We start from the raw sequence: 20,591 nt of genomic DNA, 5'->3' as shown, positions 1-20,591 counted from the left end.
ACTCCCGACCGTAAAAGAACCCTGTTCATTTACGAGTCCGCACGAACCGCATCAAAGGAGATCCAGTGACAGAACCCGCCGCACGAAACGGGCTGAAACGAGAGCTTGGCCTCGGAGGCCTCGTCCTCTTCGGCCTCGCGTACATGGCGGTCGCGACCGTATTCACCACCTACGGCATCGTGAACCAGATCACCGAGGGCAAGCTGCCCCTCGCGTACGTCATCGCCCTGCTCACCATGCTCTTCACCGCGAACAGCTACGCGGCGATGGTGCGCAAGTACCCCGTGGCCGGCTCGGCATACACCTACACGCAGCAGGCCTTCGGCGGCGGTGCAGGCTTCCTCACCGGCTGGGTACTGCTGCTCGACTACCTCTTCATCCCGATGATCAACTTCATGATCCTCGGCCTCTACGTGTCCACGCAGTTCCCCAGCGTGCCGGCCTGGATCGTCTCGCTCATCACGCTGATCGCGGTCTTCGTCTTCAACGTGCTCGGCATCAACCTCGTCAACAAGCTGAACATCGTCATTGTGAGCATCTCGGCCGCCGCGGTGATCATCTTCGCCGTGTTCGCGATCAAGACGGCCATCGCCGATCCGAACGCCCCGAGCTTCATCGAACCCTTCATCCCCGGTTCGGCGGGCTTCAGTCCCATCTTCACGGGCGCCGGCATCCTCGCACTCTCGTTCCTCGGCTTCGACGCCGTGTCCACGCTCTCCGAGGAGGCGAAGCACCCGCGCCGCGACATCCCGCGCGCCATCATCCTCACCGCCCTCATCGGCGGTGCGCTCTTCATCTTCGTGTCCTGGGTGGGAGCCCGCGCGTACCACCTCGACGACTGGAGCCAGGCCCCGCGCGAGCTGCTCGACGCGGCCGGCGTGGTGCTCGCTCACCACGTCGCGGGCGAGTGGCTGGGCATCCTCTTCGTCGTGTTCACGGTTGCCGGCTGCTTCGGCTCCGGCCTTGCCGGCCAGGTCTCGGTCGCGCGCATCCTGTACTCGATGGGCCGCGACGGAACGCTCCCGAAGCCGCTCGGCATCCTGTGGAAGCGCTTCGGCACCCCCGTGGTCGCCGCGGCAACCGTGTCGATTGTTGCCCTCGCAAGCCTCTTCCTCACGCTCGAGCAGGCCGCGTTTATGATCAGTTTCGGCGCGCTCGCGGCGTTCGCGATGGTCAACCTCTCCGTGATCCGCGTCTACCTCTTCCCGAAGCGTGGCGAAGCGGCACAGCGATCCGCCAAGGATCTGATCCTGCGCGGCCTCTTCCCGCTCATCGGCTTCGCCCTCACCATTTGGCTCTGGACCTCGCTCGAGTCGATGACCTGGATCGTGGGCGGCATCTGGTTCGTCATCGGCCTCATCATCCTGATGGCGAAGACGAACTTCTTCCGCAAGCCCGTGCCCCGCATGGACTTCTCGGAGGGCCCCGAGACCTCGGTGGTCGACGCCATGGGCGAGGCCGTCCCCTTCAAGTAATCTGAGCGCGGCGGGTGCGTCACTGCCCCGCCGCAGCTCACCCTCCCCTTCCATCGCTCCCCGGAGCGCTCCACCCCACCAGCACGGCACCGCAGCCACTGCGATTTGGCGCCGAGCAGCAAGGACGCAGAGACAATGAGCATCACCGTATTCACCGGCGGCACCATCCTCGTTGACCCCGCTCGATCGGGATCCCCCCTCACGAGCGACGCGATCGCCTTCGAAGACGGCGCGGTCGTTGCGCTCGGATCGGACGCCACCGCGCTTGCCGAGCGCGCGGGCGCGACGCTCATCGATCTCGCGGGCGGTACGCTCGCCCCCGCACCCGGCGACGGCCACGCGCACCCCATGCTCGGCGGCGTGGAGGCGCTGGGCCCGGCAATTCGTGCCGCGGCAGACAAGCAGGGCATCATCGACGCGGTCGCCGCGTGGAAGGCTGAGCACCCGGACGCAGAGTGGATCGTGGGCGGCAGCTACGACGCCACCTTCTCCGAGGGCGGGCTGTTCGATGCACGCTGGCTCGACGAGGTGACGGGCGACACCCCCACCATCCTGCGCGCCTGGGATTACCACACGGCCTGGGTCAACTCCGCGGCGCTCGCGGCAGGCGGCATCACGGCGGACACCCCCGATCCCGATCTGGGTCGCATCGTGCGTCGCGCAGACGGCTCACCGCTCGGCACCCTGCAGGAGGCCGCAGCGAACAACTTCCTCGCCGACGTCGTCCCCGCGTTCCCGCTCGAGCAGCGGCTCGACGCGATCGAGCGCGCAACGACGCAGTACGCCGCGCTCGGCATGACCTGGGTGCAGGATGCCTGGGTGGAGCCCGGGGACCTGCCCATCTACCTCACCGCTGCGGAGCAGGGCCGCCTGCACACGCGCATCAACCTCGCCTTCCGCGCCGACCCCGCACGCTGGCGGGAGCAGCTCGCCGAGTTCACCTCGGGCCGCGCGAGTGTCCGTGCGCTCGGCGCCGACCGCCTGAGCGGCGAGACCGTGAAGTTCTTCGTTGACGGCGTCATTGAAAGCCACACGGCGGCGCTCCTCGCCCCCTACGCCGACCGCCCCACCGACACCGGCCTGCCCAACTGGGATGCGGCAGAGCTCACCGCCGCCGCAACCGCGTTCGACGCCGCCGGCTTCCAGCTGCACCTGCACGCAATCGGTGATGCCGCGAACCGCAGCGCGCTCGACGCGATCGAGGCGGCCATCGCCGCGAACCCTGCGCGGCAGCGCGACCACGTGATCGCACACGTGGCCCTCCTCGACCCCGCCGATGTGTCCCGTTTCGCGCAGCTCGACATCATCGCGAACTTCGAGCCGTACTGGGCCCAGTGCGACGCGGTGATGCGCGACCTCACGATCCCGCACCTCGGGCACCCGCGCGAAGACTGGCAGTACCTCATCGGCTCGGTGCACCGCAGCGGCGCGACAATCTCGTTCGGCAGCGACTGGCCGGTGACCACGATCGACTGGCGCCCCGCCGTGTCGACCGCGATCACGCGCCACAGCCACGAGGAGCCGGGCGCCGCGGCGTGGCTGCCCGACGAGCGCGTCGACGCAGCGACCGCCTACGGCGCGTACACGCGCGGCATCGCGCGCCAGGCACTCGCGGCCGACACGCGCGGAACGCTCGAAGTGGGTCGCACGGCCGATGCTGTCTGGCTCGCCGAAAATCCGCTCGAAATCGCGGCGGAAGCGATCGCTGAAGTCCGCGTGCTCGGCACGTGGCTCGCCGGAGACCGCACTTTCACCCCATAATCCACAAGTAAGAACGCTTCGTCGATTCAAAGGAGACATCGTGAGCGCATCGAATCAACCCCAACTGAAACGATCACTTGGCCTGGTCGGACTCACCCTCTTCGGGGTGACGTACATGACGGTGATTACCGTCTTCACCACGTACGGCATTGTCAACCAGGTCACCGACGGGCATCTCCCGGCCGCCTACGTGATCGCGGTGGTCGCGATGCTGTTCACGGCGGCGAGCTACGGTGCGATGGTGCGCCGATACCCGGTGGCGGGATCGGCGTACACGTACACGCAGCAGTCCTTTGGCGGCGCTGCGGGCTTCCTCACCGGCTGGGTGATGCTGCTCGACTACCTGTTCATCCCGATGATCAACTTCATGTTGATCGGCATCTACCTGAACACGCAGTTCCCCGCCATCCCGGTCTGGGTGTTCACGCTCGCGGCGCTGCTGCTCGTGCTGCTGTTCAACATCCTGGGCATCAACCTCGTCAACAAGGTGAACTTCGCGATCATCGCACTGTCGGTGCTGCTCGTGGTCATCTTCATGGTGCTCGCGTTCAAGCACGCGCTCGGTGGCAACACCGAAATCAGCCTGATCGAGCCGTTCACCTTCGGTGAGGGCGGCATCGGCGCGATCGCCTCGGGTGCCGCGATCCTCGCGCTCTCCTTCCTCGGCTTCGACGCGGTCTCCACCCTGTCCGAGGAGGCGAAGCGCCCCCGCAAGGATATCCCCCGCGCGATCGTGCTCTCCACGCTCATCGGTGGCCTGTTCTTCATCCTCGTGTCGTGGGCCGGCGCGGTCGCGTACGCCCCGGATTGGAGCTCGCTCAGCGACGCCGAAATTGAAGCGGCCGGCGTGACGGTGATGAACAACATCGGCGGCGAGGCGTTCACCGCCTTCTTCGTGGCCGTGTACGTGGTCGGCGCGTTCGGCTCGGGCATGACCGGCCAGGTGTCGGTTTCGCGCATCCTCTACGCGATGGGCCGCGACGGGATGCTCCCGAAGCCGCTCTCGCGTCTGCACCAGCGCTTCGGCACCCCAATCGTCGCCGCGGTGACGGTCTCCGTGTTCGCGCTGTCGAGCCTGTTCCTCTCGCTCGACACCGTGGCGTTCATGATCAGCTTCGGCGCGCTCGCCGCCTTCGCGATGGTCAACCTCTCCGTGATCCGCACATACCTGTTCCCGAAGGGCGGGCGCCGCGAGCCCGTGACCGCCACGCGGGTGCTGAAGTACGCGGTGGCGCCGCTCATTGGCTTCGCGCTCACGATCTGGCTGTGGACCTCGCTCGAGGCCCTCACCTGGCTCGTCGGCGCAATCTGGATCGTGGTGGGCATCGTGATCATCGCGATCGTCACGAAGGGCTTCCGCAAGCCCGTGCCCATGATGGACTTCTCAGAGGGGGATCCCACCACCGAGCAGATCGACGCGCTCGGCGAGGAGTACCCGCTCGAGGGCACTCGCTAACCACACACGACGGAGCCCGCCACCACGATGCAGCAATCGTGGTGGCGGGCTCCGTCATGTGCCGTCCGGAGTGCGCTCAGCGGAGGTGCTCCACGTCGCCCGCCGAGACGGTCAGCTGGCCCCCCGTGGGCAGATCGACCACGAGCGAGCCGTCCGACGCGAGCTCGCGCGCGCGACCGTCCACGATCTCGTCGCCCGGCAGGTGTACGCGCACCTCGGTGCCGAGCGTCAGCGAGTTGCGAGCGGCGCGCGCACGTGCGGCCGCCGGATTCTCCGCAGCGAGCGCGAGCAGCTGCCGCAGCGCGGTCAGGTAATCGGCGAGCACCTCGTCGATCAGCGCGTTCCCTGCCGGATCAAACACCGTCTCCGCGCCGCCCACATCTGCCCCGGCGGCGAGCAGCGAGGTGGCACGTCCCGTCGGCAGCTCGAAGTCGGGGATCAAGAGATTGATCCCCGTCCCCACGATCACCGAGCCGTCGGGCAGCAGTTCGCACAGGATCCCGCACAGCTTGAGCCCCGGCCGCCCGGCGATCGCGTCCTCCTCGTCGCGCACGTGCACGTCGTTCGGCCACTTCACGCCGACGCGCATGCCCTCGCCGAAGCGCGACTGCAGCGCCGAACTCATCGCCGCCCCGACGAGGAGCGGCAGCCAGCTGAGCGGAAGCCCCGCGCCCGCGCCGCGCACGAGGAGGGACGCCGCAATCGACTGCCCGGGTGGGGTCACCCAGCCCCGGTCCAGGCGGCCGCGCCCCGCGGTCTGGTCTGAGGTGAGCAGCAGCGTGCCGTCGGGCAGCGGCTCTCCCACCGCCGCGCGCTCGCGCACGAGCTCGCGCAGTTCGGCGTTGGTTGAGGGGGAGCTCTCCCGCCACAGCACCCGCGGAAGGAGTTCGGACGTGCGCGTGAATTCCATGCCCCAACGCTACCTGCCATCCTCCCCTCCCCTCTGCGAATCGGGGTCACTTGGGCAGGGTGTCGCGGGGCGGGCCGGACCAACACCCTGCCCAAGTGACCCCGATCCGGAGGGGCGCGGGAGGGGCGCGGGAGGGGCGGGTTTGGTGGGATTCAACCAAGGTTTTGGGATTCCGTTGGAGGGGTTCGGAGGCTTCCGGCATGGGTGCCGCGCTAGGCTGGCTTCCGTGACTGCAGAGAACGCCACCTCAGCGACCCCCGGACCCGCCACGACCGCGGGTCGTATCGCCGACCACCGCCGGAAGTACCAGGAGGCCGTGGGCGACCGCGACGCCGCAGCCGCAGCGAAGCAGCACCCGCGCGGCAAGATGACCGCGCGCGAGCGCATCGCCGGCCTGCTCGACCCCGGCTCCTTCGTCGAGTTCGACAAGTACGTGAAGCACCGCAGCCAGGGCTTCGGCATGGAGAAGAGCCACCCGTTCGGCGACTCCGTCGTGACCGGCGCCGGCACGATCCACGGCCGCCAGGTCGTCGTGTACTCGCAGGACTTCACCACCTTCGGTGGCTCGCTCGGCGAGGTTGCCGGCGAGAAGATCGTCAAGGCCATGGAGTTCGCGCTGAAGACCGGCGCACCCATCCTTGGCATCCTCGACTCCGGTGGGGCGCGCATTCAGGAGGGCGTGGTCGCGCTCTCGAAGTACGCGAACATCTTCCGCCTGAACACGATGTGCTCGGGTGTCATCCCGCAGATCTCCATCGTCATGGGCCCGTCGGCCGGCGGCGCGGTGTACTCCCCCGCGCTCACCGACTTCGTGATCATGGTCGACAAGACGAGCCACATGTTCGTCACCGGCCCCGACGTCATCAAGACGGTCACGGGTGAAGAGGTGGGCTTCGAGGAGCTTGGCGGCGCACTCACGCACAACAAGACGAGCGGCGTCTCCCACTACCTCGCAAGCGACGAGCTCGACGCACTCGACTACGCGCGCGCACTCATCAGCTACCTGCCGGACAACAACCTGGCTGAGGCGCCCGTCTACGACAGCGACACCGCACTTGAGATCACGGACGCTGACCGCCGACTCAACACGCTGATTCCGGATAGCCCGAACCAGCCCTACGACATGAAGACGGTCATCGAGGCGATCCTCGATGGCGGCGACTTCCTCGAGGTCCAGCCACTCTTCGCACCGAACATGCTGATCGGCTTCGGCCGCGTCGAGGGCCGCACGGTCGGCATCGTCGCGAACCAGCCGAACCAGATGGCCGGCACGCTGAATATCGACGCGAGCGAGAAGGCTGCGCGCTTTGTGCGGTTCTGCGACTCCTTCTCGATCCCGATCCTCACGCTCGTCGACGTGCCCGGCTACCTGCCCGGCACGGACCAGGAGCTGCAGGGCGTCATCCGCCGCGGCGCGAAGCTGCTCTACGCCTACGCTGAGGCGACCGTGCCGCTCGTGACGATCATCACGCGCAAGGCATACGGCGGAGCGTACATCGTGATGGGGTCGAAGCAGATGGGCGCCGACTTCAACATCGCGTGGCCCACCGCTGAGATCGCCGTGATGGGCGGCTCCGGCGCCGTCAACATCCTCTACCGCAAGGAGCTCGCGGCCGCCGCCGAGCGCGGCGAGGACGTCGAGGCGCTGCGTGCAGAGCTCACCGCGAAGTACACGGCTGAGGTCACCTCGCCGTTCCTCGCGGCTGAGCGCGGCGAGCTCGACAACGTGCTCGAGCCCGCAGGCACCCGCCTCGCGGTGATCAAGTCCCTCCGCGGCCTCCGCGGCAAGCGCACCGAGCAGCCGGCCAAGAAGCACGGCAACATCCCGCTGTGAGCGCCGTGGATACGACGAACGACGACCTCGCTCGCCCCGCCGACTCGCAGCTGCCGCCCGATGCGGCGGCGCGCGATGCGGCGAAGCGCGAGGAGCTCGGCCCGCAGGACGACGCGATCTCCGGTTCGGACATCACGTTCGTCACCCGTCAGGTCAGCCCGGCAGAGCGCGCCGCGGTCATCGCGGTGCTCACGCAGGTGCGCGCAGAGGAGACGCAGAGCGTCAAGCGCGTGGCGCGCCGCGACCGCGAGCCGTGGGCGCGCTCGCAGCGCGTCCCGGAGGGTATCTCCGATCTGCTGATCGAGGGCTAGCCGGGACCTGCCCAGCTGTCACGGCTAGGCTGGGCCGTATGGAACGCTCAGTTGCCGAGGCCGAGCGTGAGCTCCGGGCGCTCATGCACCGCGACCTCACGCTGCGTTTCCCACCGCAGGGGGCGCTCGCGGACACCCCGCTGCGCCACTCCGCAGTGTTAATTCTGTTCGGCGCACTCGACCGCGTACCCGCGATCTCCGGGCCAGCCACGGTACCGGCGGAGCTTGACGTGCTGCTCACCCGCCGCGCGAACGGCATGCGGCACCATCCTGGGCAGATCGCGTTTCCCGGCGGGGGCGTCGACCCCGAGGACGTGGACTCGGTTGCCACGGCGCTTCGCGAAGCGAACGAGGAGACCGGCCTCGACCCCGCCGGCGTCGACGTGCTCGGCTCGCTACCGCCCGTGCACATCCCGGTGAGCAACAATCTCGTCACCCCAGTGGTTGGCTGGTGGCGCCTCCCCAGCGCGGTTGCCGCAGACCATTCGGAATCGATCGAGGTATTCCGCGCGCCGGTCGCCGAGCTCCTCGAGCCCGCTGCGCGCGGCACCTCCGTGCTGTCGCGGCCCGGGATCACGCACCGCGGGGCCGCGTTTCAGCTGAGCGAGCGATTCGGCTCGCACACGGTGTGGGGGTTCACCGGGATCTTGCTCGCCTCCCTATTCGACGAGCTCGGCTGGGCGCAGCCGTGGGATGCATCGCGCGAATTCCCCGTGCTCCCCTAGCTCGGTCGATTGAGGGCTACGCGCAGTTGCCACACACGCCAGAGAGCGCCATCAGCATGAAGCAGTTCGGGCATACCGGCTGCACGCGCTCGGGCGCTGCTGCGGGCTTCGCCTTGGGCTCGGCCTTCGGCTTCGCGGCCGCCGTACGGCGCGATCCCGATCGCGCCTTCTTCGCACCGCCCAGCGGCTCCATGCTCTCGGTTTCGGCGGCGACGCCACGGCCGTGATCGGGGTGATCGACCGCCCAGGCGCCCGGGGTCCGCACACTGCGCCAGCGCGGTGCGGCCTCGCCCACGACGGCGATGATCTCTTCTTCGCTCTGGAATCCGACGGTGTACCCGCGGAAGATCTGCACCGCGGGCGCCCCATCCGAGCGTTCCACCAGGATGCCGCCCTCGGTGCGCATCAGGCGGTCGATCGGCATGCGGCTGAGCAGCCGACGGAGAAACACCCGGTTCGGCACACTCGCTTTGCGGTGCACGAGGGCTTCGTCGAGCGAGCCGTAGCGGTTCATGATCGAATCGCGTGCTGCCGGCTGCTCCATGTGTGCCCTCCCCAGGGTGTGTGGGCCCAGAATAGGCCATCTCCCAGTATCCCGCAGACTCCATTCCCGTGCGCGCACGCTGCATTCCGGGCGCGGTGCCGCGGCCGCTTTCGGACCCCGGCTCAAGACCCGACAGATTGGGATCGCGAGCGCTGCCCGCTACCCCCGCGTCAGCTCGCCGTGGGTGATGCGGGCCTGCTGGTCGCTCAGCGCGGCGACATAGTCGAGCACGGCGCGCGCCCTGCCTTGGCGGCGCAGGCCGGCGTCGCTCGTCTCCCCGGTGAGCAGCTCCGGGCGCTCGCGGCGCAGAGCGAAGTAGCCGGCAGTCGCCTCGTCTACCCACTCGAGCAGCCTGCGCGGCGCTCGCCCGGCGTCGACCGAGTCGGTGAGCCAGGCGTCGAAGCCGAGCGCGAGGTCGGCCATCACCCGCGCCTGCCCCCGTTGGGTTTGCCCCAGCTCGGGGCGTTCGAGCACGAAGTGCGCATGCACAAACTTCAGCACCATGACCTCGTGCCAGGCCCGGGTGTTCAACCGCACATGGCCGCTGCGCACGTGCGGTGCTTCTTCCACCACGATCGAGGTGCGGAGGTGCTCAATCCAGCGACGCGTGAAGCCGGACACGGCGCGCTCGCTGTCGATGCCGCCGTCATAGGGCGCGGCGAGCAGAGACTCTCCCACCTCCTCTGCCACGCGCGCGACCGCCTCCGTGAAGGCCTCGCGGTCCGCGATCCATGCATCCTTCAGCGCGAGCCTGCGCCACAAGAGCTCGAGCGAGTGGCCGGGTGCGCGCCAGCTACCGCCCAGTTCTTCGGGATCGGCTGCGGCGAGCGCGGCGGCGCGACTCAACCAGGCGCGCAGTTCTCCCGTCACCGCGGACTGCTGCAGCACCCCTGCGCGCGCAAAGTCATCAAGATCGTGCACGGCGTAGGCGATGTCGTCGGCAAGGTCCATAACCGCGCACTCCACCGTCTGCATGCCAGGCGCAATGCTCGGGTATGCCGCTCGTGCAGCCGCCATCTCGATGGCATCGAGCGCGTAGGCGGAGAACTTCTCGGCCCCGTCGCGCTCATCAGCCCCCACGCCACGGGGGCGCTCGGCAACCGGACGCTCCGCGACCCCGATCCCAATCCATTCCGCGCGCGTCCACGGGTACTTGAGTGTCGCCGCCCGGGTCGCGGCGGTGAGGTTCAGGCCAGGGAAGTCGCGGCCCAGCGTGTCGAGCTGGGTGAGGATGCGGAAGCTCTGCGCGTTGCCCTCAAAGCCCTCCGGCAGCCCGAAGCGCTCGCGCGCCACACGGTCGAGCACGCGCTCGCCGAGGTGGCCGAACGGTGGGTGGCCGAGGTCGTGTGCATGGGCCGCCGCCTGCGCAACCACGGTGTCGCAGCCGCCGAGACGAGCGATGACTCCGCCCGCCGCGTCGTCGCGCGGCGCCTCCCCCCGCGTGAACGCGGCGTGCACCGCAGCCTGCCCGGCGAGCTGGGCCGCGATCACTCGCGCCACCGCGCTCACCTTGAGCGAGTGCGTGAGGCGGTTGTGCATCACCGGGCCGACGCCCGACTGCGGCACCACCTGAGTCACGTCGGAGAGGCGCGCGAAATACGAGGAGAAGCGGATCCGCTCAAGATCGATCCTGAACTCCTGTGCCGCGGGCGACTCTTCAAGCGGCCCGTCGGCGTCGTGAATCCCCGCGGATCGGTGCTGGGAGGACTCGTGTTCCACGTACCTCCGAGCACTGCGCGACACTGCACCTGCTGCAACCCCAGCCTCACTCATGTCCCCATTCAAGCAGCACCCGAGCAAAATTCAGGCCGCCGCTACACTGGGGCGCAGAACCGGGAAGGGGCGCATCGTGAGCAACGCCGCACAGGAGTCTGGAAATCGCACCCGTGGCGAGCGTGTGCCCGCCATTGAGCGGGCCTCCCGCAAGCCCTGGGACGAGTGGGTGACACTCTTCGAGGCCGCTGGGGCGGCACGGCTGCCCCACCCCGAGATTGTGCGGATCGCCCGCGCCGAGCTTCCCGCCGATCTGGAGAACCCGGATTGGTGGGCGCAGGGCGTGGCAATCGCCTACGAGCACCACGCTGGGGTGCGAGTGCCGGGCCAGTCGTCGACGGGCACGTTCCGCGTAAGCGCAAGCCGCACCGTGCCGCTCGACCGTGACGCGGCAATCGCGGCGTGGACCGCAGCCTACGGGGATCGCAGCGAACACCTCGGGCATGCGGCGGGTGAGCCCCGCCCGTCGCGCACGGAGAAGCGCAGTTTCTGGCGTTTCGACCTCGCCGACGCGGGCCGGGTCGAAGTGTCGGCCACCCCGAAGGGAGACGATCGCGCAACGCTCACCGTGAGTCTTGAGGGCCTCACGGATGGTGATCGTATCGAGGAGTGGCGTGCGCACTGGAAGTCGCTGCTCGCCGCCCTCTAATCGTCACTTCCAGGGTTTTCCCGAGAAGCTCGGAGGACGCTCATTGGCTGGGCTGCCACAGTAGTGATCAGTTCACCCACTCGAGGGTGTTCACCGGGTGGGAAAAAGGAGCCGCAGTGCAGAAATCGCAGAAGGTGCTCGTCGGAGTTGGAGCGAGCGTCCTCGCCCTCGCCGCGATAGCCGCGATCGCTGGCCCCATGGTGTACCGCGACTTCATCGCGGAGCCCGCGGCCGACGCGCCAGCGCTGTCCGGCAGCGAGCAGATCATGGGTGAGTCGAGCGGCGCACCACTCGATCCCGCCGTGCTTTCGGGGAAGTGGCAGGTCGCTGACGGTTCGGAGGCGGGTTACCGCGTCAACGAGGTGCTGAACGGCACCGATGTCACCGTCACCGGCCGCACGCCCGAGGTGAGCGGCACCTTCCAGATCAGCGCCGACGGCTTGACGCTCGAGCAGGCTGAGCTCACCGTCGACGTTGCCTCGATCGCCACCGACAGCGCCCCGCGCGACGCGTACTTCCGGGACGATGCGCTGCGCACGGATCAGTTCCCGGAGGCGAGCTTCTCCCTCACGGAGCCCGTCACCCTGCACGAGATTCCAAACTCGGGCGACACCGTGCGCACGGCAGCCGCTGGCGAACTCACCATTGCGGGCGAGACCCGCGCGGTGACCGCGACGGTCGAGGTGCGCAGCGACGGCGAGCGCACGGAGATCGCCGGCACGATCCCCATCACGTTCGCCGACTTCGGGGTCACCGCACCGAACCTCGGCTTCGTCTCCGTCGAACCCACCGGTCAGGTGGAGTTCCAGCTCGTGGCGAGCCGCGGCTAGCCCGGATCCCGCTCCGCGATCCCTAGCTCTTCGTCCTCAATCTCGATCCCCCGTGCGAGCTGGGCGAATGCGGAGCGAGCGAGTCGTGCGGGGGTCCCCGCCGAGCCATCGGGATCGGCGCCCAGCGATGCCCAGTGCTCAAGCCCCAGTCTGATCGAGTCAGTCGCGGCAGCGGCCAGTACTCGCACCCCAAAATTCGCCACGGGCGACTCCGTGAGCTCCGCGATGATTTCACGCAGCCGACGCTCGGACTCCGCGTTGACGCGCGCCCACACCGTGCGAAGCGCAGCGTCATCGTCCATCGCCCGCAAGACACCGCGCGACCAGCGGAGGCCCTCACGTTCTGCGTCGGTGGTGGGCAACAGGAGTGAGTCAATCAGCTCGGGCACCGCGCGACGCGGGTCTCCTTGCGCGGACGCGGCAAGCGCCCGCTGCCACTCCCCCGCGCCCACCGAGAGCAGCGGCGCGACCGCGTCCTCCTTCGTGCGGAAGTAGCGGTAGAACGTACGCAGCGAGACGCCGGCCGCAGCTGCGATCGACTCCACGGTCACCTGGCCAGCGCCGTGCTCTGCGAACAGCGTCGCCGCAGCTCGCGCGATGTCGAGCTGCGTCGCGGCTCGACGGCGCTCAGTCAGACTGAGGCTCGGGGCCGCCTCGGTCCCGGCAGGTTCTGGCACGTTTCCCACGTGTGAGAGCGTACTCGACCCAGACCAGCAGTGCACATCTTGACACACTGACACAACGTGCCACAATGGCACTGTATGCACAGACTCGCGCTGCGCCAGCCGCACCGCGGGCACCCAATCCACACCAGTGAAGGATGGACACTATGAACCGCTACGAAGGCCGCCGCGCGCTTGTGACCGGCGGTGGCTCCGGCATCGGCCAGGCCACGGTGCTTCGCATGCTTGCCGAGGGCGGACGCGTGGTCGCGGCCGATGTCTCGGACACCGGTCTCGCAGACACTGTCGCGAAGGCGGGCGCCGCAGCAGATCGACTCCACACCGTGATCGTCAACATCTCCGAGGAGGCGTCGGTGCGCGCTGGTGTCGCTGACGCGATCGCCTGGCTGGGCGGGCTCGACGTGCTCGTCAACGCCGCGGGCATTCTGCGCTCCTCGCACACGCACGAGACCAGCCTCGATTCCTTCGAGCAGGTACTCCGCGTCAACCTGGTGGGCACCTTCCTCATGATTCGCGAGACGATCCCCGCGCTCCTCGAGGGCACGGGCTCCGCCGTAGTGAACTTCAGCTCGACCTCAGCTACCTTTGCGCACCCGTACATGTCCGCCTATGCGGCTTCGAAGGGTGGCGTGCAGTCCATGACCCACGCGCTCGCGGCAGAGTATGCAAAGCAGGGGATCCGTTTCACCGCCGTGCAGCCGGGCTCCATCTCCTCGGGGATGACCGACGGCACAGGCGAAAGCAAGCAGAGCCAGGGCCCCGGCCTCCCGGAGGATGCCGACATGATGTTGTTCATGAAGCTGCAGCCAGCGCTGGGCGAGGGCTTCGCCGGCCCCGAGACGGTGGCGAGCGTCGTGGCGATGCTCGCAAGCGAGGACGGCAAATTCATCACCGGCACCGAGGTGCGCATCGACGGCGGCACACACTTCTAAGCTGCCGCTCGCCGCGCCCTTGGCGGTGGGCCGGTCCACGCAGCGTGATGCGCGCACCGGCCTGCGCCGTGGCGACTAGCCCTCCGCGAGCTCCTGCGCCTCTGGCGGGAGCTTCCGCACACGAGCGCGGCGCCGGCGGCGCTCCGGGATCATCGAGCGCATCTCCTCAAGCTTGCCGAAGCAGAGCAGCCGATCCTCCGCCTCAAGCACCACGTGCTTGCGCGGGTTGGGGATCACCTGCACGCCGCGATGCAGCGTCAGCACCGTGATGTCGCGGTCCCAGAGTCCGAGCTCCCCGAGCGGCTTGCCCACGTGCTCGGAGCCCGCGTGCATCGAGATCTCCGCAACGCCGTACCCGGTGGACACGCTGAGGCGCTGACGCACATCGATCTCGGGGAAGTTCACCTGGTTCGCGATGTAGTCGATGATCGCGCCCGCGACGTCGAGCCCCGTCGCTGCCTCAATGCCCTGCAGACCGGGCGAGGAGTTCACCTCCATGACGAGCGGGCCGTCGTCGCCCTCAAGCATGTCGACGCCGGCGACGCGGAGTCCCATGATCTGCGCGGCACGCACCGCGGCCTGCTCGTACGCGGGCTCGAGCTGCACGGGCTCAACCGTGCCGCCGCGGTGCACGTTCGAGCGGAACTCGTCGCCGCTCGCCACCCGGCGCATCGCCGCAACCACGCGGTCTCCCACCACGAGCGCGCGCACATCGCGGCCGCGGCTCTCCGAGATGAAGCGCTGGATCAGCACGTTCTGTCGGGTGGAGTGCAGCGTCTCAATGATCGCCTCGGCAACCTTCACCTGCGGGGCGAGGATTACTCCGATGCCCTGCGTTCCCTCAAGCAGCTTGATCACCACGGGGGCGCCGCCCACACTCTCGATCGCGGCGCGCACGTCGGCGCGGTTCCGCACGAACGCCGTTGCAGGCATCGCGATCGAGTGGCGCGACAGAATCTGAATCGCTCGCAGCTTGTCGCGCGAATTCGAGATGCCGTTCGCGGTGTTCGGCGTATACACGTCCATCTGCTCGAACTGGCGCACCACTGCCGTGCCGAAGTATGTGATCGAGTTCCCGATCCGGGGCAGGATCGCGTCGTAGTCGCTCAGCTGCTTGCCCCGGTACAGCAGGTCGGGTTCATCGCCGGCGAGGTCAATCCCAAAGCGCAACGTGTTGAGCACGCGCGCCTTGTGGCCGCGCTGCTCGCTCGCGGCCATGAGGCGCTGCGTCGAGTACGCCTGCGGGGCGCGCGAGAGAATCGCGAGTTTCACCGTAGTTCCTGCCAAGATAGAAGCGTGATCGGACAAGACCATTCAAGCACTCTCACGGGGTGGCGCGAGTGGGTGTCGCTGCCTGAAATCAATGTGCCCTGGATCAAGGCCAAGATCGACACGGGCGCGCAGACCTCTGCACTCCACGCGACGGGCATTTCCGAGTTTGAGCGTGACGACGCGCCGTGGGTGCGCTTCACCGCACACCCCTGGCAGCTGAGTGATGAGGATGCGGCCGAGGTTGAGCTTCCCGTGCACGATCGTCGCACCGTGCGCAGCTCCTCGGGGCACGCGCAGGAGCGTCCCGTGGTGCTCATCGACGTGCAACTGGTGGGCCGCACGATTCGCGCCGAGTTCACCCTCACCGACCGCGAAGAGATGCTGTTTCGAGTACTCATCGGGCGCGAGGCGCTGCGGCAGGGGTACATCGTTGACTCCGACGCTTCGTTTCTGGGCGGCAAGCCGCCGCGACCCGTCCGTCGACGCAACCGTGGTCGCGCGTAGCCCTTCACGCCGCGCTTTCGCTACTTGTGTTCCCCCTAGTCAGCTTCCATGCAGCTCGCTAGTCTGAACCCATGAGCGCCAGCAACCTGGATCTGATCCCTCGCGGAACCGTGTTCACGCCCGAGCAGATCATCCACTACGCCGATCCCGATACGCGCAGTCTCGAGCAGGCCATCATTGACGCCGATCTGCTCGTCGCGACCCCGCACTCGGGCGCTGCGATCCCCGAGGAGCTCGCCGAGTTCCTCTCCCCCGCGCTCACCCGCCGACTGCAGTATGACTTCAGCGACGTGGCGACCGCATCGATCGTGCGCCGCTGGGCCGAGATCGACCCGCGCATCGTCGCGGTCATCAACCCGCACCCGCGCCTCATCCGAGACCCGAACCGACGCAAGCCCGACGATGTGCGCGCCGATCTCGCAGCCGCGATCGAGCGCGTCCGTGCCGCGGGCGCGTGGCAGAAGGTTGACCTCACGGGCGTCGATGCGATCCGCCCGGTCACCTTCTCCTTCTTCCCCATTCTCGAGATCCCCGAGACCGAGGAGGGGCTGCAGCGTCTCGTCGACGCGTTCGCCGAGACCGCCGAGGCCGGCCTGGGTGTCTACGAGCGCACACGCGAAGCGCTCACCGATGCATTCGTGGCGCACGGACTTGAGCACGGTGGCTCGTTCACCCGCCTCTCGTTCCACGACACGATGAACACCACGACGACCCGTGAGGGCGCAGTAAACGTTGCGCGGGCCGAGGCCGATCGGCTGGCCGCCGTCGTCGCGCTGTCCAACCGCGGTGACCACCAGGGCGAAGAGCGCGATCCCGAGGATCGACCGACGATGGACCCGGCAGCGTTGCGCGAGCTCGCGGAGGCGCATCGCGCAGGCTTCGAAGTGAACGATCCCGCTGCGGTGCTCCTCAACCAGCCGTACCTCGGCAGCGAAGAAATCCGTGCGGCGGGCGCACGCTTTGGCGCGATGCGCGCCGAGGCTGACGCGGCGGGCCTGCGGCTGGGCGCGGTGCAGGCGGAGTTCCTGCGCGAGTATCTGCTCGGGCCGGCCGCTGCCGCGGAGCTGCAGGAGCCTGGCACTGACTGGGTGACCGAGAACCCCGATCACATCGACGCCGTCGCCCACGCGTGCAAGCGCGCGTGGGACGCATTCCGCGATGCCCAGTAGCCCCGCACCCGAGTCTGCCTTCACCGTTCGCCCGCTCACCGCGGCCGACATCGAGGTGACGGCCCGCGTCCTCGCAGAGGGCTTCTGGGACGATCCGGTGTGGGGGCCCGCGTTCCCCGCGCACCCGGAGCGCATGGCGCACGCCCTCGCGCATTGGCGGTTCATGGCCGACCAGGCCGTGCGCTACGGTGAACCCCTCATCGCGGAGCTGCCGGACGGCACGGTCGCCGCGGTCTCAACCTGGTTCCCGCCGGGCCAGGACGAGATCCGTGAGGTTGATCTGCCGGCCTACGAAGCCATGCTGCGCAGCACGATCGGCGATGCCGCGGCAGAGGCGCTCCTCTCGGAGGGGGAGCTCTTCGCAGACGCACGTCCAAGCGAACCGCACGCGTATCTCTCCATGCTCGCGGTGTCCCGCGAAGCGCGTGGGCTTGGGATCGGCATGCGCCTCGTCCAGGCTGCCCTCGAACGCTACGACGCTGCCGGCCTCCAGACCTATCTGGAATCGTCGAACCCCGCGAACGATGCGCGCTACGAGCGCCTCGGTTACCGCCCGGCGAAGCAGATTCACATTCCAGGTTCGCCGACCGTGCAGAGTTACCTGCGGCCCGCTGCCGCCTAGCCGCCCCAGAGAACGCCGAACAGGGCGCCCGCTGCGATCGTGGTCACCGCGAGGATCAGCGTCGGCAGGAAGAACGAGTGGTCGACAAGCTTCGTGCCGAGCTTCGTTGAGCCCGAGTGATCGAAGTTGGCCGCCGCAATCTGCGAGCCGTTGGTGGGCAGCAGGTAGATGCCCGCGAAAGCACCGGCCCACATGCCTGAGAGCAGTCCGAGCGGGATGCCCGCCGCGAGACCGATCGGCACAATTGTTCGCGTTGCCGTCGACTGGCTTGTCGTGAGCACGCAGACGAGGAACACACCGAGCGCGAAGATCCACGGTGCCGCGGTCACGAGACCACCCACGCCGTCAGCGATGAGCGTCGTGTGCGCGCCGAGGAACGTGTCGGTGAGCCAGGCGAGGCCGAAGAGGGCGATCGCGGAGACCATACCGGCCTTGAACACAGTCATCGTGGGGATCTCGGAGACCTTGGGGCGCGACACCACGAGGATGAGCGTGCCCACCACGAACATGACGATCTCGATGATCGGGGTCATCGCGATCGGGTCGCCCGCTGCGTCAAGCGGGCGGAGGCCCTTGAAGAGGCCGAAGGCCACGATCGCGGCCACACCGAGCAGGAAGATCACTGCTGCGTTGCGGCCGGCCGCGGTGACGGTCACCTCAGCGCGCACCTCGGCGGCGTTCGCCGAGGGAGCGGGGATCTCACCCTTCGCGATCTTCGCCTGGATCTCGGGATCGTCCGCGATCTCCTTGCCGAGGCGGTTCACGACGATGCCGGAAATGATGATGCCGACGATCGCGGCGGGGATCGTCACCTTCAAGATGTCGACGAGCTCGAAGTTCCAGGGGGCGGTGTCCGTGAGGGTCACCATGGCGGCCATCGCGGCGGAGACCGGGCTACACGCGAGCGCGACGCCTGTCGCGACAACTGACAGCGAGAGTGGCCGGGAGGGGCGCACACCGTTGCGGTAGGAGAGGTCCTGAATCACGGGGAGGAGCGGGTAGAGGATGTTCGACGTGCCCGCACCCACTGCGAACAGGAACGAAACGAGCGGCGCGACGAGCGTGATCTGCTTCGGGCTGCGCGCAATCAGCTTCGCGGCGATCGACACCATCCAGTCGATTCCGCCCGCCGACTGCATCATCGACGAGGCGAGCACCACCGAGAGCACGATGAGCAGTGCATCGACGGGTGGTGAGCCGGGGGCCAGGCGGAACACGAATACGAGGATCGCGACGCCAGCACCGCCCCAGAGACCCAGCCCCACGCCACTCGACCGTGTACCCATCACGATACAGCCGAGGACAACGAGGAGCTGCGTGATAAACAGCACGATATCCATAGGTTCCCCCTTGTTTCTTCTTGGGCTTCAGAGTAGCGCTGCACACCGCTCAGGCACAGCACATTTTTCCCTCGTTCACTCGGCTGCCTCCCGCGGCGCTACTTTTCAGCGATGAGGCATGATGGAGGGAGAGACGAGGGAGGCGAGGATGACCGCGATTCTGGCGGGCCTGCGCGGCCTGCTGCCCACGCGCGAGGACTATCGAGGGCTGCGCACGAGTTGGCGGGCGGACCTCATCGCCGGCCTCACGGTGGGAATTGTTGCGTTGCCACTCGCGCTCGCTTTCGGCGTGAGCTCAGGTGTGGGCGCAGAGGCTGGACTCATCACCGCGATCGTCGCCGGACTCGTCGCCGCAATCTTCGGCGGCTCGAATGTGCAGGTCTCGGGCCCCACCGGCGCGATGGTGGTGGTGCTTGCCCCAATCGTCGCGGTGCACGGCGTCGGCGCCGTCGCGGTGGTCAGCCTGCTCGCGGGCCTCATCGTGCTCGCAGCCGGGGTGCTGCGCCTCGGCCGCGCCGTGAGCTACATCCCGTGGCCGGTGATCGAGGGATTCACCGCGGGGATTGGGATCATCATTTTCCTGCAGCAGGTCCCCGCCGCCCTCGGCGTCGACGGCTCCGGCCGTTCGTCGAACGCGGTCGTTGCCGCATGGGAGGTCCTGCAGGATGCGAGCTGGCCGGCGGCTCTCTTCCCCCTCGCTGCGGTGGCGGGTGTCGCCGCCATCATGCTCCTCCTCGGTCGATTCGCGCCAGCGATCCCCGCGTCGTTCGTCGCGATCCTCGTCGTCTCCGTGATCGCAGCGCTCGCGGGATCGCCGCTGCCGACCATTGGCGCGCTGCCGCACACGCTCCCCGCACCGGCGCTCCCCGCATTTGACCCCGCGATGCTCTCGGCGCTCGCCGGGCCCGCCGTTGCCGTTGCCGCGCTCGCGGCAATCGAGTCACTCCTCTCCGCCCGTGTCGCCGCAACGATCGCCGACACGGGCCAGGTCAATGCGGACCGTGAACTGTTCGGCCAGGGGCTCGCCTCGATCGCCTCCGGTTTCTTCGGCGGCATGCCCGCCACCGGCGCCATCGCCCGCACCGCCGTCAACGTGCGCAGTGGCGCCCGCACGCGCATGTCCGCGGTGGTGCACGCGCTCGCGCTGCTCCTCGTGGTGCTCGTCGCCGCCGAGGTGGTGGGCGCGATCCCACTCGCCGCCCTCGCCGGTGTGCTGATGATGACGGCCGCGCGCATGGTGTCCCCTGGCACGATCGGTCGCGTGCTGCGCTCAAGCCGCTCGAGCGCAGCGGTGTTCACCGTGACCCTCTTTGTCACCGTGGCGTTCGACCTCGTGATCGCGGTGGGTATTGGGCTCGCCGCCGCCGCGTTCTTCGCGCTGCGCACACTGAGCAAGCAGAGTGATGCCGAGCGCGAGGAACTGCCCGGTGAGGCTGCGCCGGGCGACGAGCGGATCGCACTGTTCACCCTGCACGGCTCGCTGTTCTTCGGTGCGGCGGATCGCCTGGTCGAGCGGATCACGGCGGCTCCCAACGTCGAGGTGGTGATCCTGCGCCTGTCGGACGTGCAGATCATTGATGAGACGGGCGCACACGCGCTCGCCGAGCTCGTGTCGGCGCTCGAGCGTCGCGGCGCCACCGTGCTCATCAAGGGCATACGTCCCGAGCACCGTGTGTTGCTCGAGCGACTCGGTGTGGTCCGCTCGCTGCGCCACCCCAATCACCTGTTCCAGGAGCTCGACCCGGCACTCGCGCACGCGCGCGATCACATCCGGCGCGGCGCACCGAGCTGACGCGCCGCT

19 protein-coding genes are annotated in these 20,591 nt (G+C 68.3%); 13 read left to right on the top strand and 6 right to left on the bottom strand.

The features are described 5' to 3' along the window. Positions 1–65: 65 nt before the first annotated feature. From ACR81A_RS01885 to ACR81A_RS01875, 3 genes are all read left to right on the top strand, one after another. Positions 66–1,475 carry an amino acid permease gene (locus tag ACR81A_RS01885; RefSeq protein ID WP_202382359.1) on the top strand — a complete coding sequence of 470 codons (1,410 nt, stop codon included), beginning with the start codon at positions 66–68 and terminating at the stop codon, positions 1,473–1,475. 135 nt (positions 1,476–1,610) lie between these two features. After that, positions 1,611–3,236, top strand: coding sequence for an amidohydrolase (locus ACR81A_RS01880; protein WP_440312398.1), 1,626 nt, complete (start codon positions 1,611–1,613; stop codon positions 3,234–3,236). 40 nt (positions 3,237–3,276) lie between these two features. After that, positions 3,277–4,692 (top strand): APC family permease, encoded by a 1,416-nt coding sequence (locus ACR81A_RS01875; RefSeq protein ID WP_337248962.1) that lies wholly within the window; start codon positions 3,277–3,279, stop codon positions 4,690–4,692. A 76-nt stretch (positions 4,693–4,768) separates the two neighbouring features. On the opposite strand, the gene ACR81A_RS01870 is transcribed toward ACR81A_RS01875, so the two are convergent. Then, positions 4,769–5,602, bottom strand: coding sequence for a biotin--[acetyl-CoA-carboxylase] ligase (locus ACR81A_RS01870; RefSeq protein WP_440312397.1), 834 nt, complete (start codon positions 5,600–5,602; stop codon positions 4,769–4,771). Positions 5,603–5,828: 226 nt separating this feature from the next. Here ACR81A_RS01870 and ACR81A_RS01865 point away from each other — a divergent pair, with 226 nt between their 5' ends. Genes ACR81A_RS01865 through ACR81A_RS01855 form a run of 3 tightly spaced genes read left to right on the top strand, consistent with a single transcriptional unit; the run spans position 5,829 to position 8,472 of the window. Then, positions 5,829–7,436: a carboxyl transferase domain-containing protein gene (locus ACR81A_RS01865; RefSeq protein ID WP_202382363.1), complete on the top strand. Its 1,608-nt coding sequence runs from the start codon at positions 5,829–5,831 to the stop codon at positions 7,434–7,436. Continuing rightward, complete coding sequence (locus ACR81A_RS01860) at positions 7,433–7,747, top strand: hypothetical protein (RefSeq protein WP_337248963.1); 315 nt, start codon at positions 7,433–7,435, stop codon at positions 7,745–7,747. The genes ACR81A_RS01865 and ACR81A_RS01860 overlap by 4 nt, the downstream gene beginning before the upstream one ends. A 38-nt stretch (positions 7,748–7,785) precedes the next feature. Beyond that, entirely contained in the window at positions 7,786–8,472 is a 687-nt protein-coding gene (locus ACR81A_RS01855; protein WP_202382364.1) for an NUDIX hydrolase, read from the top strand. 16 nt (positions 8,473–8,488) lie between these two features. Here ACR81A_RS01855 and ACR81A_RS01850 read toward each other — a convergent pair whose 3' ends face one another. Both ACR81A_RS01850 and dgt read right to left on the bottom strand, forming a co-directional pair. Further along, on the bottom strand, positions 8,489–9,016 hold the full coding sequence (locus ACR81A_RS01850) for a hypothetical protein (RefSeq protein WP_202382365.1): 528 nt from the start codon (positions 9,014–9,016) through the stop codon (positions 8,489–8,491). Positions 9,017–9,175: 159 nt separating this feature from the next. Then, complete coding sequence (gene dgt / locus ACR81A_RS01845; protein WP_440312396.1) at positions 9,176–10,789, bottom strand: dGTP triphosphohydrolase; 1,614 nt, start codon at positions 10,787–10,789, stop codon at positions 9,176–9,178. 76 nt (positions 10,790–10,865) lie between these two features. Here dgt and ACR81A_RS01840 point away from each other — a divergent pair, with 76 nt between their 5' ends. Together ACR81A_RS01840 and ACR81A_RS01835 are read left to right on the top strand one after the other, a co-directional pair. Then, positions 10,866–11,438, top strand: a complete 573-nt coding sequence (locus ACR81A_RS01840; protein ID WP_440312395.1) for a hypothetical protein — start codon at positions 10,866–10,868, stop codon at positions 11,436–11,438. 116 nt (positions 11,439–11,554) lie between these two features. Next, the gene (locus ACR81A_RS01835) at positions 11,555–12,268 is read left to right on the top strand and encodes a YceI family protein (RefSeq protein ID WP_440312394.1); all 714 of its coding nucleotides are present in this window, start codon (positions 11,555–11,557) and stop codon (positions 12,266–12,268) included. On the opposite strand, the gene ACR81A_RS01830 is transcribed toward ACR81A_RS01835, so the two are convergent. After that, positions 12,265–12,954, bottom strand: a complete 690-nt coding sequence (locus ACR81A_RS01830; protein ID WP_440312393.1) for a TetR/AcrR family transcriptional regulator — start codon at positions 12,952–12,954, stop codon at positions 12,265–12,267. The genes ACR81A_RS01835 and ACR81A_RS01830 overlap by 4 nt on opposite strands. 143 nt (positions 12,955–13,097) lie before the next feature. Here ACR81A_RS01830 and ACR81A_RS01825 point away from each other — a divergent pair, with 143 nt between their 5' ends. Then, the gene (locus tag ACR81A_RS01825; protein WP_202382369.1) at positions 13,098–13,883 is read left to right on the top strand and encodes an SDR family NAD(P)-dependent oxidoreductase; all 786 of its coding nucleotides are present in this window, start codon (positions 13,098–13,100) and stop codon (positions 13,881–13,883) included. Positions 13,884–13,958: 75 nt separating this feature from the next. On the opposite strand, the gene ACR81A_RS01820 is transcribed toward ACR81A_RS01825, so the two are convergent. Next, complete coding sequence (locus ACR81A_RS01820) at positions 13,959–15,155, bottom strand: RimK family alpha-L-glutamate ligase (RefSeq protein WP_202382370.1); 1,197 nt, start codon at positions 15,153–15,155, stop codon at positions 13,959–13,961. Between the two features lie 27 nt (positions 15,156–15,182). Between ACR81A_RS01820 and ACR81A_RS01815 the strand changes: the two genes are divergently transcribed. From ACR81A_RS01815 to ACR81A_RS01805, 3 genes are all read left to right on the top strand, one after another. Next, positions 15,183–15,659, top strand: a complete 477-nt coding sequence (locus tag ACR81A_RS01815; protein WP_440313120.1) for an ATP-dependent zinc protease family protein — start codon at positions 15,183–15,185, stop codon at positions 15,657–15,659. Positions 15,660–15,730: 71 nt separating this feature from the next. Continuing rightward, positions 15,731–16,828: an N-formylglutamate amidohydrolase gene (locus ACR81A_RS01810; protein WP_440312392.1), complete on the top strand. Its 1,098-nt coding sequence runs from the start codon at positions 15,731–15,733 to the stop codon at positions 16,826–16,828. Continuing rightward, positions 16,818–17,450, top strand: coding sequence for a GNAT family N-acetyltransferase (locus ACR81A_RS01805; protein WP_202382372.1), 633 nt, complete (start codon positions 16,818–16,820; stop codon positions 17,448–17,450). Before ACR81A_RS01810 ends, ACR81A_RS01805 begins: the two co-directional genes overlap by 11 nt. On the opposite strand, the gene ACR81A_RS01800 is transcribed toward ACR81A_RS01805, so the two are convergent. Further along, a complete protein-coding gene (locus tag ACR81A_RS01800) occupies positions 17,447–18,790 on the bottom strand; it encodes an anaerobic C4-dicarboxylate transporter (protein WP_202382373.1) in 1,344 nt (447 codons plus the stop codon). The two genes, ACR81A_RS01805 and ACR81A_RS01800, sit on opposite strands and share 4 nt — an antisense overlap. A 148-nt stretch (positions 18,791–18,938) precedes the next feature. Here ACR81A_RS01800 and ACR81A_RS01795 point away from each other — a divergent pair, with 148 nt between their 5' ends. Then, positions 18,939–20,582, top strand: a complete 1,644-nt coding sequence (locus tag ACR81A_RS01795) for a SulP family inorganic anion transporter (RefSeq protein WP_440312391.1) — start codon at positions 18,939–18,941, stop codon at positions 20,580–20,582. The last annotated feature ends 9 nt before the right edge of the window (positions 20,583–20,591 follow it).

This window comes from Leucobacter chromiireducens (assembly GCF_051993095.1).
Classification (GTDB): Bacteria; Actinomycetota; Actinomycetes; order Actinomycetales; family Microbacteriaceae; genus Leucobacter; species Leucobacter chromiireducens.
The sequence above is the reverse complement of the archived record's forward strand: the minus strand, read 5'-3'. Positions and strand labels throughout refer to the sequence as shown.

Excerpts from the sequence above, each read along its gene's own strand:
- ACR81A_RS01810 (WP_440312392.1), top strand. The coding sequence starts at position 15,731 with ATGAGCGCCAGCAACCTGGATCTGATCCCTCGCGGAACCGTGTTCACG.
- ACR81A_RS01800 (WP_202382373.1), bottom strand. The coding sequence starts at position 18,790 with ATGGATATCGTGCTGTTTATCACGCAGCTCCTCGTTGTCCTCGGCTGT.
- ACR81A_RS01855 (WP_202382364.1), top strand. The coding sequence starts at position 7,786 with ATGGAACGCTCAGTTGCCGAGGCCGAGCGTGAGCTCCGGGCGCTCATG.
- ACR81A_RS01805 (WP_202382372.1), top strand. The coding sequence starts at position 16,818 with ATGCCCAGTAGCCCCGCACCCGAGTCTGCCTTCACCGTTCGCCCGCTC.
- ACR81A_RS01880 (WP_440312398.1), top strand. The coding sequence starts at position 1,611 with ATGAGCATCACCGTATTCACCGGCGGCACCATCCTCGTTGACCCCGCT.
- ACR81A_RS01850 (WP_202382365.1), bottom strand. The coding sequence starts at position 9,016 with ATGGAGCAGCCGGCAGCACGCGATTCGATCATGAACCGCTACGGCTCG.
- ACR81A_RS01870 (WP_440312397.1), bottom strand. The coding sequence starts at position 5,602 with ATGGAATTCACGCGCACGTCCGAACTCCTTCCGCGGGTGCTGTGGCGG.
- ACR81A_RS01825 (WP_202382369.1), top strand. The coding sequence starts at position 13,098 with ATGAACCGCTACGAAGGCCGCCGCGCGCTTGTGACCGGCGGTGGCTCC.
- ACR81A_RS01795 (WP_440312391.1), top strand. The coding sequence starts at position 18,939 with ATGACCGCGATTCTGGCGGGCCTGCGCGGCCTGCTGCCCACGCGCGAG.
- dgt (WP_440312396.1), bottom strand. The coding sequence starts at position 10,789 with ATGAGTGAGGCTGGGGTTGCAGCAGGTGCAGTGTCGCGCAGTGCTCGG.